Annotated in this window: 12 protein-coding genes; 2 read left to right on the top strand and 10 right to left on the bottom strand. The window is 36.9% G+C overall.

The genetic code is table 11. The features are described from left to right. Positions 1-11 precede the first annotated feature (11 nt). Positions 12-2,162, top strand: coding sequence for an outer membrane beta-barrel family protein (locus QWY78_RS04785; protein ID WP_290217131.1), 2,151 nt, complete (start codon positions 12-14; stop codon positions 2,160-2,162). Between the two features lie 359 nt (positions 2,163-2,521). On the opposite strand, the gene guaA is transcribed toward QWY78_RS04785, so the two are convergent. The 6 genes from guaA to purM form a co-directional block, all read right to left on the bottom strand. Continuing rightward, entirely contained in the window at positions 2,522-4,051 is a 1,530-nt protein-coding gene (guaA, locus tag QWY78_RS04780) for a glutamine-hydrolyzing GMP synthase (protein WP_290217129.1), read from the bottom strand. Between the two features lie 261 nt (positions 4,052-4,312). Further along, positions 4,313-5,551: a phosphoribosylamine--glycine ligase gene (gene purD / locus QWY78_RS04775; protein WP_290217127.1), complete on the bottom strand. Its 1,239-nt coding sequence runs from the start codon at positions 5,549-5,551 to the stop codon at positions 4,313-4,315. A 158-nt stretch (positions 5,552-5,709) separates the two neighbouring features. After that, on the bottom strand, positions 5,710-7,227 hold the full coding sequence (purH, locus tag QWY78_RS04770) for a bifunctional phosphoribosylaminoimidazolecarboxamide formyltransferase/IMP cyclohydrolase (protein ID WP_290217125.1): 1,518 nt from the start codon (positions 7,225-7,227) through the stop codon (positions 5,710-5,712). Positions 7,228-7,328: 101 nt separating this feature from the next. Beyond that, the gene (locus QWY78_RS04765; protein ID WP_290217122.1) at positions 7,329-7,745 is read right to left on the bottom strand and encodes an endonuclease domain-containing protein; all 417 of its coding nucleotides are present in this window, start codon (positions 7,743-7,745) and stop codon (positions 7,329-7,331) included. 40 nt (positions 7,746-7,785) lie between these two features. Further along, the gene (gene purN / locus QWY78_RS04760; protein ID WP_290217120.1) at positions 7,786-8,355 is read right to left on the bottom strand and encodes a phosphoribosylglycinamide formyltransferase; all 570 of its coding nucleotides are present in this window, start codon (positions 8,353-8,355) and stop codon (positions 7,786-7,788) included. 77 nt (positions 8,356-8,432) lie between these two features. Next, positions 8,433-9,422, bottom strand: coding sequence for a phosphoribosylformylglycinamidine cyclo-ligase (purM, locus tag QWY78_RS04755; RefSeq protein ID WP_290217118.1), 990 nt, complete (start codon positions 9,420-9,422; stop codon positions 8,433-8,435). Between the two features lie 301 nt (positions 9,423-9,723). On the opposite strand from purM, the gene QWY78_RS04750 reads away from it, so the two are divergent. Continuing rightward, positions 9,724-10,587, top strand: a complete 864-nt coding sequence (locus QWY78_RS04750; RefSeq protein ID WP_290217117.1) for a DUF808 family protein — start codon at positions 9,724-9,726, stop codon at positions 10,585-10,587. A gap of 62 nt (positions 10,588-10,649) precedes the next feature. On the opposite strand, the gene QWY78_RS04745 is transcribed toward QWY78_RS04750, so the two are convergent. From QWY78_RS04745 to QWY78_RS04730, 4 genes are all read right to left on the bottom strand, one after another. Further along, entirely contained in the window at positions 10,650-11,369 is a 720-nt protein-coding gene (locus tag QWY78_RS04745; RefSeq protein ID WP_290217115.1) for a pirin family protein, read from the bottom strand. A gap of 180 nt (positions 11,370-11,549) precedes the next feature. Next, positions 11,550-12,935: an MFS transporter gene (locus QWY78_RS04740; protein ID WP_290217113.1), complete on the bottom strand. Its 1,386-nt coding sequence runs from the start codon at positions 12,933-12,935 to the stop codon at positions 11,550-11,552. A 48-nt stretch (positions 12,936-12,983) separates the two neighbouring features. After that, complete coding sequence (locus QWY78_RS04735; RefSeq protein WP_290217112.1) at positions 12,984-13,508, bottom strand: nuclear transport factor 2 family protein; 525 nt, start codon at positions 13,506-13,508, stop codon at positions 12,984-12,986. A gap of 14 nt (positions 13,509-13,522) precedes the next feature. Then, positions 13,523-15,382, bottom strand: coding sequence for a glycoside hydrolase family 13 protein (locus tag QWY78_RS04730; RefSeq protein ID WP_290217110.1), 1,860 nt, complete (start codon positions 15,380-15,382; stop codon positions 13,523-13,525). Between the last annotated feature and the right edge of the window lie 78 nt (positions 15,383-15,460).

The raw sequence follows: 15,460 nt of genomic DNA, 5'->3' as shown, positions 1-15,460 counted from the left end.
TAAACTATTGAATGAAATCTATACTCTATATCTCTACTCTTTTTTGCTCAGCAATTTTTACGGCACAATCGAAACAAGATACTATTAAGCAAAAAGACATCGAAGAAGTTACGGTAATTGCAAGAAAACCCACAGTGGAAAGCAAAGCAGACCGCACGGTATTCAATGTCGCCAACAGTTCAATTTTGGCAGGAAATACCACCTGGGAAGTGTTGCGAATGACGCCTTTGGTCAGTATTGATAATAATGATGTAATTAAAGCAGAAGGCGAAAGTGTTACAGTCTACGTAAATGATCGGAAATCGGTGTTTACTGGCAAAGAATTAAAGGAGTATCTACAAACTATTCCGGCAGAAAACCTGATGAAAATTGAGGTCATAACAAGTCCATCTGCGAAATATGAAACAAGCGGGCAAGTCATTAATATTGTTTTAAAGAAAAATGAAAATGAGGGTGTTAAAGGAAGTGCAACCTTTAACAATAATCAAAGCAGTAAAAATTCGCAGTACGTAAATTCTAATTTAAATTATCACAAAAACAATTTTACACAAAATCTTACGGGTAGTTATCGTGACAATACGAACGTATATTCAAATGATCAAGAAAATTTTTATTATGCTACTCAAGCGCGCAGTTTTATATATTCCGAAAACACCAGCCGCTATCGAAGCCCGTCTGTCTCATCAACTTCTGAGTTTGAGCTTTCTGATAAAAACACGATCGGACTAATCATAGAATATGCTACTTCTAAACAGAACCAAGAATCTGAGGTCAAGGGTCGAGATTTTATTGGGGATGAATTTGAAAAGTCATTTATTAGAAAACAGGATACGAATGGAAAGTATGAAAACATGGGCAGTAACCTGTTTTATAAATATTATGATAAAGAAAAAAACAGAATTGTAGATCTCAATGCGGGGGTCAATTACAGCGGTTCTGATAATGAAAATAATTTTGTAACACATTTTAATACGACTGCAATTCCGGTTGGAGGCAGGATTTTGGGAAAAACGCAGGAAAGAGAATATTATTTGAAACTTGATTACTCGCAACCGATAGGCACCGATGGGAGCCAGTTGGAATTTGGTGGAAAAATGAATTTTACAAATAATAGTATTCCGTCTGATTATTTCCTATTAACCTCGGGCGTATTAGTTCCGGATGCCTCACGAAGCAATAATTTTCAGTACACCGATCAGCTAAATTCGTTATATGCCAATTTTTCAAAAACGTTTTTCAAGAAACTAGAAACCCGAATTGGACTACGCTTCGAGAATCTTTCTTACACGATAAAACAAGATGTTGGCGATGTAGAAATGTCTAAAAACTACAATACTCTTTTACCAGATTTGCTTTTAAAATATTCATTTTCGGATAAATTTGATTTGAGTGCGACTTACAACCACAATATTTGGCGGCCTTATTACTCAGAGTTTAATCCTTTTCTTCTGCCAAGTGATGATGGAACGTACTACCGCGGCAATATGGACTTACAAGCAAATCCCAGCGATCGCGTTTCATTGAAGTTTGGAATACGAAAAAAGTATTTTATTTCCGCCAACTATTATTTCAGCAACCATGACTACTGGACTTCCTACGTTGTAGAAGATGGAAAAACCATCAGTGAACCGACCAATTTTGATGGCCGGGTTGAACGATATTCCTTAAACTTCAATACGAACCAATCTTTCTTTAAAAATAAGCTCAGTATTAATCTAAATGTAAGCGGAAATTATACCGACAATAGTGATTTCAATACCCGCAATAACCTCCAAGCTAAAAACTACATCAGCAATATCGGCGGTTCTTCAAATATATCTTACACCAATCTGCTTAGTAAAAACATCAATTTAAATGCTTGGGTAGGATATTATAGTCAGGACAGTGGGAACTCAGTTGGCAATAAGGCCAATGTTTTCCATACTTTTTCGGTAACCAAAATTTTCGAACCTTTACAAATGGAAGCAACCGTACGAATTAATAATATATTCGTAAAACCATCCTCGGATCGCACCACTTACGCACCGATTGGAAGTTTTCGAAATGTCTCGGCATTTGATTGGTATGGCGTTGCCTTTAGTTTGGTGAAGCGTTTTGGAAATCAGAAAGTAAAAGACAACACGAAAACAAATGTCGAAAAGAGCGAAGGCGGAGCTAAATAATTTAAAAAATTACGAACCACCCCACTATAATTTCCCGTAAAGGAAACCCTCAACTGGTTTAAACAATTGAAAGTTGAAGATAAAAAATTCGCTTTCTTATTTATAAAATCAGATTATTTTGATTTTTAATAAAGATTCTTTACTAATTGAGCCAAAAACTTTCTCTCTTATTCAAGAAGCAGTTCTTTACTTGCATTGAAGGCTCTGCAATATTTTGATGATGTTGATGAGGATTTAGATTATTCGGTCTTTAAAAAACCACTTCCTTTAAAAAAATCAAAAAAAGGATTGAAGTCTCTATTCTTAAAATTGATCCTATTTTCTAATTGCAGAAACTACAAATAATCAGTATTAATTTTTTACTCCCACTCGATCGTCGCCGGTGGTTTGCTAGAAATATCATAAGTCACACGGTTTATTCCACGAACTTCATTGATGATTCTGTTTGAGATCGTATCTAGAAATTCGTAAGGCAGTCTGCTCCAAGTAGCGGTCATAAAATCGGTGGTATTGGCTGACCGAACCACAGCAGTGTATTCGTAGGTTCTTTCATCGCCCATTACGCCTACAGACTTCACCGGAAGTAAAACAACAAATGCTTGCGAAACCTTATCATACAAATCATTTTTGTACAATTCTTCGATAAATATATCATCTGCTTCTTGTAAAATTCTGATTTTCTCTTCATCGACTGCACCCAAAATTCGGATACCTAATCCTGGCCCTGGGAACGGATGGCGGTGAACCAAATGATGAGGAATACCGAGTTCCTCTCCAACTTTACGAACCTCATCTTTGAAGAGTTCGCGCAAAGGCTCAAGCAATTCGAAATCCATTTCTTCGGGAAGTCCGCCCACATTATGGTGGGATTTGATAACCGAAGAAGGCCCTTTTACCGATTGACTTTCGATCACATCAGGGTAAATGGTTCCTTGGGCTAAAAATTTGGCTCCCTCGATTTTATGAGATTCTTCATCAAACACAGCTACAAATTCATTCCCAATTGCTTTTCTTTTTTCTTCGGGATCAGAAACCCCTGCCAACTTAGATAAGAATCTTTCGGAAGCATTGATCATTTTAATTTTTAAATTGAAATGTTCGCCGTAATTTTCCATGACTTTTTTACCTTCGTCTTTTCTTAAAAGTCCGGTGTCTACAAAAATACATTGCAGCTGATCGCCAATAGCTTTGTGAATTAAAACGGCTGCTACGGAGGAATCTACCCCACCGGAAAGACCGAGGATTACTTTTTGAGCGCCCACTTTTTCTTTGATATCTGCAATGGTTTCATCGATATAATTGGTGAGTTTCCAGTTTTTGGGTGCGTTACAAACATTGAATACAAAGTTCTCCATCATGCGTGAGCCCTCGTCGGTATGGGAAACCTCAGGATGAAATTGTACGCAATAGATTTTCTTGGCTTCATTAGAAATCGCGGAAATCACATCGGTCATTGCATTAATGGCAAAACCTTCCGGCAGGGTTTCTACCTCATCAAAATGGCTCATCCAAACGGTAGAGAAACGACTTACACCGGCAAGTAATTGATTTGATTTTTGGATTTCAAGTTTTGCTTTGCCATATTCGCCTTTGGCTCCTTTTTTTACTTTACCGCCCAATAAATGAGTGGTTAACTGCATTCCGTAGCAAATACCTAGCACGGGAATTTTTTGGTTAAATAGTTCTTTTTCTACCAGGTGTGCATGTTCTGCATTCACAGAGCTTGGTCCACCGGAAAGGATAATTCCGGAGGGTGCCCGTTCTAAAATCTCTGCTAAAGGCGTATTGAAGGGAAGGACTTCTGAATACACGCCCATTTCTCGAATTCTTCGTCCGATAAGTTGATTGTATTGTGATCCAAAGTCGAGGATGATGATTCCGTTTTGCATTTTTTGGTTTAGGTGTTAGGTGCTGGGTTTTATTAATATTGAAGGGGTACTTTTTACGTAGCTCTTTACTCTTTCACAACATTTCTTTGGTAGACAAATTTTTCTTTTATGCCTGATCCCTAGCCCTGATCGCAGTGAAAATCCCGGAATGAGGTGCGAGCCGCCTTGGCGGAGAGCGCCGAAATGAGGAATTGTAACGGAGAGCAGGAAAAAGCTTCTAAAAAAAAGGGAAAAAGACGTGGAAAAACCACGCCTTAAGAGTTAAAACTTCGCGATATCGTCTCTGTAATATTCGTAATCGTAATGAATCACATCTGCTCCTTGGTACACTTTTTCGCGAGCCTCTTCGAAGGTGTCGCCCGTGGCAACCAAGCTAAGTACCCGGCCGCCAGTGGTAAAAATCTGATTGCCTTTCATTTTGGCACCTGCAAATAAGACCTGACTGTCTTTTACTTTATCGATATTTCTGATTTCAAAACCTGTTTCGATCTGACGCGGATAGCCACCAGAACACATCACCAAGCAAACCGCTTTTTGGTCGCTGAATTTGAGCTCAATTTCATTACCTTCCAAACAATCCATGATGACATCATACAGATTATTTTCTAACAACGCCATAATTACTTGCGTTTCTGGATCGCCGAGCCTCATGTTATATTCCAGCAGATAGGTGCCATCATTCGTAACCATCAGTCCAAAAAATATAAATCCTTTGAAACGAATATTCGAGGAGTGAAGTCCTTCTAAGGTCGGTTTCAAAATGTTTTCTTCGAAATCTTTTTGGTGCGCTTCTGTAAATTCTGGGCTTGGTGCAGCGGTACCCATTCCGCCAGTATTTGGTCCTGTATCGCCATTTCCGGCTTTTTTATAATCTTTTACGGGGATACACGGGAACAATTTTTCACCGTTAGAAAAAGCGATAATGGAGGCTTCAAATCCGCTCAAGTATTCTTCAATCACGAGTTGAATTCCGGCATCTCCAAAAATTCGGTCGATCATAAATTGGTGAATGGTAGTTTCTGCTTCTGCCAAATCATCGGCAATGACCACTCCTTTTCCACCGGCTAAGCCACTGGCCTTTATCACCAAAGGAAATTCCTGCGTTCTTACATAATCAATGGCCTCCTGATACGCCTCAAAAACCACTGCTTTTGCAGTTTTGATATTATGCGTTTGCATGAATTTTTTCGAAAAGGCTTTGCTACCTTCCAATTCTGCGGTTCTTTTTCTTGGTCCAAAAATCTTGAGGTTATATTTCTTAAATTCATCTACAATCCCTGCTACCAAAGGAGCTTCTGGACCTACGATGGTCAAGTCTATTCTTTCTTTGATGACGAAATCGCGTAATCCTTCAATACTGTCTTCATAAATGTTTTGTCCCAGCACTTCTGTGGTTGCATTTCCTTTGGCGAAATACATTTTAGAAATTCTTTTGTCGCTGTTTAATTTCAGGGCGATTGCAGATTCTCTGGCACCGTTTCCTACGATTAATATTTTCATTTGTAGTGATTTACTTATTTTTTATGTTCCATGCCATCGCTTGTTCAATTGAGCGATTTCATATTTATTTGTTTGTTTGCGTTTTACAAAAATACTCAATTGAAAATACATTTCAAATGGAGTCGGATAAAAATCCTGCTAAATTTACCTGAGCAAAATCAATGCAAAAAGTGTCTCATTCCTGAAAACATCATCGGAATTCCGTGCTCATTGGCCGCCTCAATGCTTTCTTCATCACGCAGGCTGCCACCAGGCTGTATAATGGCTTTGATGCCTTCTTTCGCACAGAAATCTACAACATCACGGAAAGGGAAAAATGCATCAGAAGCTAAAACCAAATCTCCCTGAAATTTTTCTTTTGCGCGTTCTACGGCATGTTCGGTTGCCCAAATTCTATTCACCTGACCGCCGCCAATTCCTAAGGCCTGGAAGCCATTGCTTACGACAATTGCATTTGATTTTACATATTTTACCACCCTTTGTGCAAATAGTAAAGCTTTTTCCTGCTCGGCATTCGGTTTAAATACCGTTACGGTTTTGATATCATCAGAAAATTGATTGTCATTATCCTGAACCAACATACCGCCATCGATTTTTACCCATGTTTGCTGGTCGGAAACAGGGTTTTTAATTTTAATAATGCGGAGGTTTTTTTTCTTTTTTAAAAATTCTACAGCATCATCATCAAAATCCGGAGCCATGACAATTTCTAAAAACGTTTTGTTGAGTTCTTCAGCCGTGGCTAAATCTACTTTAAAGTTCATGCCGATAATTCCGCCGAAAATGGATACAGGATCACATTCAAATGTTTTTTTATACGTTTCTACAGCCGTTGTTCCGATGGCAACTCCACACGGGGTAGAATGTTTTACCGCGCAGCAAGCCATTTCATCTTTGAATTCATTGACCACCTTCCAACATAAATCCATATCACGAAGATTATTAAATGACAATTCTTTGCCACCCAAAATTTCAAAATCTTTCATCGCACCGTTTCCTGTTGTGGAAGTATAATACGCCGCAGTTTGATGTGGATTTTCACCATATCTAAGATCAGAAACTTTTTGATACGAAGCATTTAAATAGTGTGGATAATCATATTCTATGAGCATTTGTGCAATTGCTGCATCGTAAGCGGAGGTAAGATTAAATACTTTGCCAGCTAATTTTTTACGTGTTTCTAAAGTGGTATTGCCCAATTCTTCGATTTCATTTTGAACCAAAGCATAATCCTCCACATTGGTAATTACCGCAACAGATTGAAAATTCTTAGCTCCCGAACGCAACATCGAAGGACCACCAATATCAATAAATTCTACTTTATCTTCTAAAGAAATATCGGTATTTGCATGTGCAAAAAAAGGATACAAATTCACAATAACCAAGTCAATTAAACCAATTTCGTGTTCCTTTACCGTGTTCATATGTTGTTCATTCGACCGCACCGCAAGTAATCCTCCGTGAACTTTTGGGTGCAATGTTTTGACCCGGCCATCCAACATTTCGGGGAAATCGGTGACTGCATCAATTTGAATAGGACTTAAACCAGATTCTTTTAAATGTTTAAATGTGCCACCCGTGGAAATGAGTTCATAACTGTTGGCTTCTAAAAACTTTGCAAAATCTACGAGACCAGATTTATCGGAAACGGAAATAAGCGCTCTTTTTTTTAACATTTTCTTTCTTTTTACTTTTAATTAGATTTACTTCAATTTCTTTTGTGCTTCCCCTCTTTTTGAAAGAGGGGTGCCGAAGGCGGGGTGTTAGATTTATTTACTTATGAAAAATGTTTAATAATAAAATCTTCCAGTTCTTTCATAACATTTTTTAAATCATTCTTAACTCTAGAATCAGGAATTCTATAAACCATCAAATTTAACGACTCTAAAAACTGTTGTCTTCTTTCATCATATTCTTCTTTATTATCATTACTTAAACCATCTATTTCTACAACAACCCCCAAAGATTTAATGTAAAAATCGACAATGTAATTTCCAATAATTCTTTGTCTGTCAAAATCAATTCTATGAAACTCATTATTTCGAACCTGTTTCCAAAATAGTACTTCAGACAATACATAACCTTTTCTTAAACTTCTTGATCTGCTTAAAAGTTCCTTATTTTTGGGAAGCACTTCTATCTTTCTTCGAAAGATTTCAACTCCGTCAATATAAGTTAATGTTCTTTTTTCCATAACAATAAGTACACACCCCGTCCTTCGGACACCCCTCTTACTAGAGGGGAATTCCCAAAACTTCATTAATCGCTTTAGGAAGAATTTCAAATTCTATCGTATGGATTTTTTCCGCCAAACTTTGCAGGGTTTCATCAGGAGAAATTTCAAACGACTTTTGAAGAATTATTTTACCTTCGTCAATTCTCGAAGTTACGTAATGAACAGTGACCCCAGTTTCTCTTTCTCCCGCAGCCAAAACAGCTTCATGTATGTGCTGACCCCACATTCCTTTTCCACCAAATTTTGGCAGTAAAGAAGGATGAATATTGATGATTTTTCCGGTAAAAGAGTCACAGAATTCTTTATTTAAAATCGATAAAAAACCGGCAAGAACTATTAAATCTGTATTTTCAGGAAGAATTTGTTTTAAATCAGTTGAAAAAGTTGACCCTTTTGAAATCATTTGCGTCGGTAGCTGATGATTTTTCGCCCGCTCCAATCCATAACAGTCTCTGTCTGCAACCACCAACGAAATTAAAGCATTGGGTATTGCTCCATCGCGAATGCAGTCAATAATTCGTTGTAAATTGGTTCCACCACCGGAAACTAAAACGACAATATTCTTCATTTTCTTTTTAAGGTAACAATTTGAAAATGTAACAATTCAACGTCTATTTGTTTGTAAACTGGTACCTCGATTAATTGTTAGATTAATTGTATTTTCTCTGCACCTTCGGTGATCACTCCAATTTCGTAGGTATCTGGAATAAGATTTAATACTTTTTCAGCGTGTTCCTCATCAATAACAACCACCATTCCGATTCCCATATTAAATGTTCCATACATTTCCATACGGTCAATATTTCCGCGTTTTTCCAGTTCCAACATTACAGAAGGGATTTTAATTTTAGTTACATCAATCGATGCACAAAGATTTTCTGGAATAATTCTCGGAATATTTTCGATAATTCCACCGCCTGTAATATGCGCAATTCCACACAAAGCCACTTCTTCTAAAATCTGGTGGATCGGTTGATAATACAATCTTGTTGGAACAAGCAGCGTTTCGTATAATGGTTTTCCTTCAAACTCTTCATTAAAATCAGTGAAAATTTTTCTCACCAATGAAAAACCATTCGAGTGAAAACCTGAACTTGACAAGGCAATAATTTTACAGCCCGGCTTAATTTTCGACCCATCAATGATTTGATCTTTCTCTACAATGCCGACGCAGAAACCGGCTACATCATAATCACCAGGTTTGTACATTCCGGGCATTTCTGCGGTTTCACCGCCAATAAGCGCACAATTATTGTCTTTGCACGCTTTTACCATTCCCATCACAATTTCTGCTGCGATTTCGGAATCTAATTTTCCACATGCTAAATAATCGAGGAAAAATAAGGGTTTCGCACCGTGACAAATGATATCATTAGCGCACATTGCAAAACAATCTACGCCAATAGAATCGTACTTTTTGGCATCTAAAGCGACTTTAAGCTTCGTACCTACCCCATCGGTTCCACTAACCAAAACAGGATTTTTATAACCCGCAATTTCATAAAAAGCACCGAAACTACCTAGATTATTTAAAACATTTGAATTATGAGTTTCTGCCACGGCAGCTTTTATTTTATCGACGGTTTTATAACCTTCTTCTTTATCAACTCCGGCGGATTTATAAGTATTGCTCATTTTTGTTTCTTTAAAATTATGATTCTTAAAAAAATTAATTACTAAAAACAAAAAAGCCGACAATCATTCTGACCGTCGGCTTTTTCTTTATTTTTCAGCGTCGATTACATTTCCAAAGTTTTGGAACTTTTTTTGTGGTGCATGTAATTTCAGCGTTTTCACTTTAAAAAATTTTGTTCTGCGAAAATAGGATTTAAAAATGAAATTAGAAAATGCTTCTTCATAAAATTTGATTAAAAAAAGAAACGCTAAAATTAAAACTTAAATATTTACTTTTGTACCACTTAAAAAATATAAACTTATGGCTTCAGGCATTTTTGCAATACTAGATGATATCGCCGCTTTAATGGATGATGTGGCTTTGGCATCAAAGGTAGCAACCAAACAAACTGCTGGTATTCTGGGTGATGACTTAGCGGTAAATGCTGAAAAAGCGACCGGTTTTCTAGCATCTCGCGAAGTTCCTGTGCTGTTGGCTATTATGAAAGGTTCCTTTATTAATAAATTAATTATTGTGCCGATTGCTTTTTTATTGCAATTTCTTTTTCCGCCCGCGATTAAAGTAATTCTGGTTTTGGGAGGACTATATTTAGCATTTGAGGGGGTAGAAAAAATCATCGAATACCTCTTTCACCGACAGAAAAAAAGCAAAGAAGTTGTCGCAGAAATTAAAGATGGTGAAGATGAAGAAAAAACAAAAGTAAAATCAGCCGTGATGACCGATTTTATATTATCGATTGAAATTGTAATTATTGCGTTAGGTTCGGTTTTAGATAGATCTTTAACCATTCAAATCTTAACGGTTTCCGTGGTGGCAATCCTTGCAACGATCGGGGTTTATGGGATCGTGGCATTGATCGTGAGGATGGATGATGCGGGGCATCGTTTAATTAAACATTCCAATCATAAAGGATTTTTAAATGCGGTTGGAAAGACCTTGGTGAAGGCTTTACCCATCGTCATCAAATCACTGGGAGTGATCGGGACTATCGCTTTGATTTTAGTTTCAGGTGGTATTTTCGATCATAATATTGACCAGGTTCATCATTTATTGCCCGGTGTTCCAGACATGGCAAAACAATTTTTGTATGGGATGATTGCAGGATTGATGATGATAGCTATTATTTTTGGTGGCAAAAAAGTTTGGAATCTTCTGAGAAGATAGATTCTATACAATAAAAAAAAACGGATTTCGACCCGTTTTTTTTTACTTTCTTGATTTTATTTTTACTGCGGCAAATCCATAGGAACTTCCATCAGTAATATTTCTGAATCTTCTAGTGCTTCCAGCGTAAATTTATCAGTTTCCCAAATCCCAAAACCATCTCTGGTCTCTAAGGTTTGATCACCTACTTTTGCAGAACCTTTCAAAACAAAGACATATACCCCGTTTTTGGGATCATTTAATTGGTATTCTTTCGAATTTCCTTGATCGAATTTGGCCATATTAAACCAGGCATTTTGGTGAATCCAAACCCCTTCATCATCGGCTTTTGGAGAAAGAATTTGTTGAAAATCGTTTAATTTTTCGCCTTCTTTGATACTGATTTGATCATACCGGGGTTCTACATCCATTTTATTAGGAATAATCCAAATTTGCAAAAACTTGACGAGTTCATCTTTATTCTTGTTGTACTCACTATGCTGTACACCCGTGCCCGCACTCATGACCTGTATTTCTCCTTTTTTAATCACCGCTACGGTTCCCATAGAATCTTTATGTTCTAAATCGCCAGCTAAGGGAATTGATACAATTTCCATATTTCGGTGTGGATGCGTTCCGAAGCCCATTCCTGAAGAGACCTGGTCATCATTCAGTACTCTAAGAACTCCGAAGTTCATCCGCTCTGGGTTGTAATAATTTGCAAAACTAAAGGTATGGTGGGATTTTAACCAACCGTGATCGGCGTAACCTCTAGAATCTGATTTGTGATAAACTGTTTTCATATTTTTGGGATTTAATTTAGTTTGCTATCTCATTAATAACTTTACAAAAATACCAACAACGGGTGAAACTTCCATTGATTTAAGATAAGAAACACCCACCTACTTTCTGCCAGAGAAGATTGTATTTACTAACAAAAAATCCGCCAACGAGGGCGGATAAAATTTAAGAAAAAGGTCATTTCAAAAATGAACTTGCTTAATATCTTGTTGTAATTCTTGAGGTGTTTCACCTTCTTGATTCTTAATCAAAAACATAGTGATTAAAGAAGCGATTAACATACAGGCCCCACCAACGACGACATAATCAATCGCCATATTTCCAAACAAATTTTTCACAATTGGTCCTCCAAAAACACCATTCACAATTTGTGGCATAACGATGAAGAAATTAAAAATTCCCATGTAAACACCCATTTTTCTTTGAGGAATTGCATCAATTAGCATCGCATATGGCATCGCCAAAATACTGGCCCAGGCAAATCCTAAGCCGACCATCGATATCCATAACATTTCAATATCTTTAATAAAGTACATAGAAATCAACCCTAAACCCCCACAAAACAAGGCTAAAGCATGGGTTTGCTTTTTTCCAATCGATTTGGCAATTGGTGTTAGAAGAAAAGCAAATGGGATAGCAAATAAATTATAAAGTCCAAATAAATAGCCTGTTAAATCCCCGGCTTCATTGAATTTTAATGATTTGGTGTCTTCTGGAGAAAGTCCGAAATGATGCGTAGCTAAAGCACTCGTAGTGAATACCCACATCGTAAATAAAGCAAACCAAGAAAAGAACTGTACCATCCCAAGTTTTTTCATTAAAGCAGGAATTTTTGCAAAATCCTTGAACATATCAGTAAACTTAGAAGGCTCAATAACCACGTCTTTTTCGTTTTCAAACTCTGCAAACTCACTGGGCGAATATTCTCTTGTGGTAATCATTGTATATAGAATTGAAATTACCAAAACTGCTGCACCAACATAGAAAGAATAAATTACATTATCTGCTACATAGCCTTCTGGAGCTACATTAGAAATGCCCAATTTCGTGAGCCAACTCGGCATATTCGAACCAATCACCGCACCAATTCCAATGAGAATTGTTTGTACTGAAAAACCAATAGTCGCCTGCTTCTTCGGCAACATATCCCCAACCAAGGCTCGAAAAGGTTCCATGGCAACATTTATGGAGGCATCCATCATCGCTAAGAAAATAACTGCTAATAATAAAACATTGGCAGCAATTAAGTGCGTTATGGAAGCAGCATTTGGAAGAAGAACCAAACCGATAGCGCAAAGAACCGCACCGATAAGGAAGTAGGGTTTTCTTCGGCCCAAAGGACTCCAGGTATTGTCGCCCATATGACCGATAATCGGTTGTACGATTAACCCAGTGATTGGAGCAACAAGCCAGAACCAAGATAATTCATGCACATCGGCACCCAAATTCTGTAAAATTCTACTTGCATTTCCGTTCTGCAAACCGAACGCCATTTGAATACCGAGAAATCCCATACTCATGTTGATAATTTGAGCGAGGGAAAGATTAGGTTTTATTTTTTGAGCCATCTATTTTAAGTGTTTGAGTATTTGAGTATTTGAGTACTAAAAAACTGATTATTTCTTCTTTAAATTTAAAATTATTGCGTCCTCAATCGGTGATTTTATTTTGATGACTTCGTTGCTGTTGTCATTGGGAATGGTCATCGAAAGCACATATTGTCTGATTTTCCATTGGTTTCCTATTTTTTCTAGAACGCCACTACCCCGACAAAGTTTCATTTGCGTTTCGAGCAGTTCATCGAACCAGGCGTATTTTCCATCGGAACTGAAAGTGATATTTCTTTTTAATGAAGTGAAACTCCACGCTTTTCCTTTGTCGAAATGAGGTTTTGCGTAATCCATGAATTCTTTTTTATTCCAAACTTCATTGGCATCGGTTCCTACGAAAGTAGATTCTTCTGCGTAAAGGGCGAAATAATTTTTGAAATCGGCAGTTGCGGCGAAAGTATTTAGATCATCTAAAACTTTGGAAACGTGCTTTTTCTGTACATTTTCATAAAATCCTTTCTTTTGAGAATAAAGAGAGTTCGAACAGAAAAAAATCAAGGTAAGAAAAGCAAAAATAATATTTTTTTTCATGTTTAAAAATTAAATTATTCAAGTTCTAAAATTAACGAAGATTTTTCAGAAATCGTGATTTTATTTTCATTAGAAATAGAAAAATCTTTTCCCGAAATAACGTCTTTCCCTTTTGAAACGCCATTTAAAGCTTCTGTAAACCGACTTAAATCAAAGGTTTGTTCTTTTTCATTATTATTAATGACGACCATTATTTTTTCATTGCCATTATACCTGAAATAAACATAAACCTTTTCTTTCGGCATATAATGTTTGGTTTTTCCAGAATGAATAACCTCTTTCCCTTTTCGCCAATTCAGTAATTTCTGCGTAAAATCGTAAAATTCTTTCTGTTCGGAAGTTTGTGTTTTGGGATTAAACGCATTTTGTTTATCACCTTTCCAACCTCCAGGAAAATCTCTGCGAATATCGGCATCTCCGCCTTCTGGTTTGTTTCCCTGCATCCCGATTTCGGAGCCGTAGTAAATTTGTGGAATCCCACGAACGGTTGAAATTAAGGTTAATGCCATTTTGTAATACCGAACATCTCCTTTGAAAATCTCATTAAACCTTTCTGTATCGTGGTTTTCGAAAAAAACCAAAATATTATTGATGTCTGGATAAAGAAAATCATTGCCAAAGGAATTGTAAATTTTGATCATTCCTTTATCCCAACTTTCCTCTTCTTTTAGCGCATTTGGTAAATCGGTAAACAGCGTAAAATCCATCACAGAAGGAAGATTAGAATTGTAATGATCAATCGCTCCAATCTTAGAATTTTTTTGCCAATAAGAAATATGAGCCGGATTGTACATCCAAGCTTCACCGACAATATTGAACTTCGGATATTCATCAGTAATCGCTTTTGCCCATTTTGCCATCGCAATTTTATCATTGTACGGATACGTATCTACGCGCAAACCACCGAGTTCTGCATATTCGATCCACCAAATTGCATTTTGTGTAAGATATTTTAAAACCAAAGGATTGCTTTGATTAAGATCGGGCATCGTAGTATCGAACCAACCGTTTAAGGCTTCCTTTTTATCCACTTCAGAAACATTGGTGTCGAACTGGGAAGTTGTTCTGTAATTGGATCTTTTGAAACCATATTTTGCTTCACCATCTGGAAATTGATGAATCCAATCTTTGGTCGGCAAATCTTGAATCAGCCAATGGGATATTCCCCAATGATTGGTGACATAATCCTGTATAAGCATCATTCCACGTTTTTGGAGTTCACGAGAAAGTTCTACATATTCGTCGTTGGTTCCATATCTTCCGTCGATTTTGTACAAATCGGTTTGAGCATAACCGTGATAAGAAGTTTGTTTTTCATTATCCTCATTTGCCGGTGTGAGCCAAAGTGCAGTAACGCCAAGGTTTTGCAAATAATCTAAATTGTTGATGATTCCACGCAAATCGCCCCCGTGTCTTCCGCTGGGTAAATTTCGGTTTGCTTTTTCTATTAAATTGGGTTGAGAATCATTGGAAATATCACCGTTTGCAAAACGATCGGGCATAATTAAATACATCACATCTTTAGACGAAAATGAATTTCTATTCGCAGAATTGGGATTTCTATTTTTGAGTTCATAAGCATAAGAATCAACTATTTTCTTATTAATTTTAAAATTGATTTTGAACGAAGAATTCTTCACCTCATCGGTATTTATGGTGATGAAAACGTAGTTTGGGTTTTCTGTTTTGGTTAAATCTATAATTTTAATTTGATCGGAAATTTCAACTTCATATTTTGAAATATCATTTCCATAGACCATGATTTGAAGGTCGGGATTTTTCATATTTTTCCACCAGAAAGCGGGTTCTACTTTTTGGATTTGAGCGAAACTGATGATCGAAATCAACAGAAATAAGACCGGTAATTTTTTCATTCTACTATTTTTAATGGGGTGGCGCGAGCGAAGCGAGCGCCAATTTTCCTGATTTTACATTTAATATTTTCAAAAAAT

The sequence above is a fragment of the Kaistella yonginensis genome, assembly GCF_030409525.1.
GTDB lineage: Bacteria > Bacteroidota > Bacteroidia > Flavobacteriales > Weeksellaceae > Kaistella > Kaistella yonginensis.
This window is presented reverse-complemented; position numbering and strand designations above follow the sequence as displayed.

Bases quoted from the DNA above. Each gene is read 5' to 3' on its own strand.
- purM (WP_290217118.1), bottom strand. From the start codon at position 9,422: ATGAGCAATACTTATAAATCCGCCGGAGTTGATAAAGAAGAAGGTTAT.
- QWY78_RS04740 (WP_290217113.1), bottom strand. From the start codon at position 12,935: ATGGCTCAAAAAATAAAACCTAATCTTTCCCTCGCTCAAATTATCAAC.
- purN (WP_290217120.1), bottom strand. From the start codon at position 8,355: ATGAAGAATATTGTCGTTTTAGTTTCCGGTGGTGGAACCAATTTACAA.
- QWY78_RS04735 (WP_290217112.1), bottom strand. From the start codon at position 13,508: ATGAAAAAAAATATTATTTTTGCTTTTCTTACCTTGATTTTTTTCTGT.
- purH (WP_290217125.1), bottom strand. From the start codon at position 7,227: ATGTTAAAAAAAAGAGCGCTTATTTCCGTTTCCGATAAATCTGGTCTC.
- QWY78_RS04730 (WP_290217110.1), bottom strand. From the start codon at position 15,382: ATGAAAAAATTACCGGTCTTATTTCTGTTGATTTCGATCATCAGTTTC.
- guaA (WP_290217129.1), bottom strand. From the start codon at position 4,051: ATGCAAAACGGAATCATCATCCTCGACTTTGGATCACAATACAATCAA.
- QWY78_RS04785 (WP_290217131.1), top strand. From the start codon at position 12: ATGAAATCTATACTCTATATCTCTACTCTTTTTTGCTCAGCAATTTTT.
- QWY78_RS04745 (WP_290217115.1), bottom strand. From the start codon at position 11,369: ATGAAAACAGTTTATCACAAATCAGATTCTAGAGGTTACGCCGATCAC.
- purD (WP_290217127.1), bottom strand. From the start codon at position 5,551: ATGAAAATATTAATCGTAGGAAACGGTGCCAGAGAATCTGCAATCGCC.
- QWY78_RS04750 (WP_290217117.1), top strand. From the start codon at position 9,724: ATGGCTTCAGGCATTTTTGCAATACTAGATGATATCGCCGCTTTAATG.
- QWY78_RS04765 (WP_290217122.1), bottom strand. From the start codon at position 7,745: ATGGAAAAAAGAACATTAACTTATATTGACGGAGTTGAAATCTTTCGA.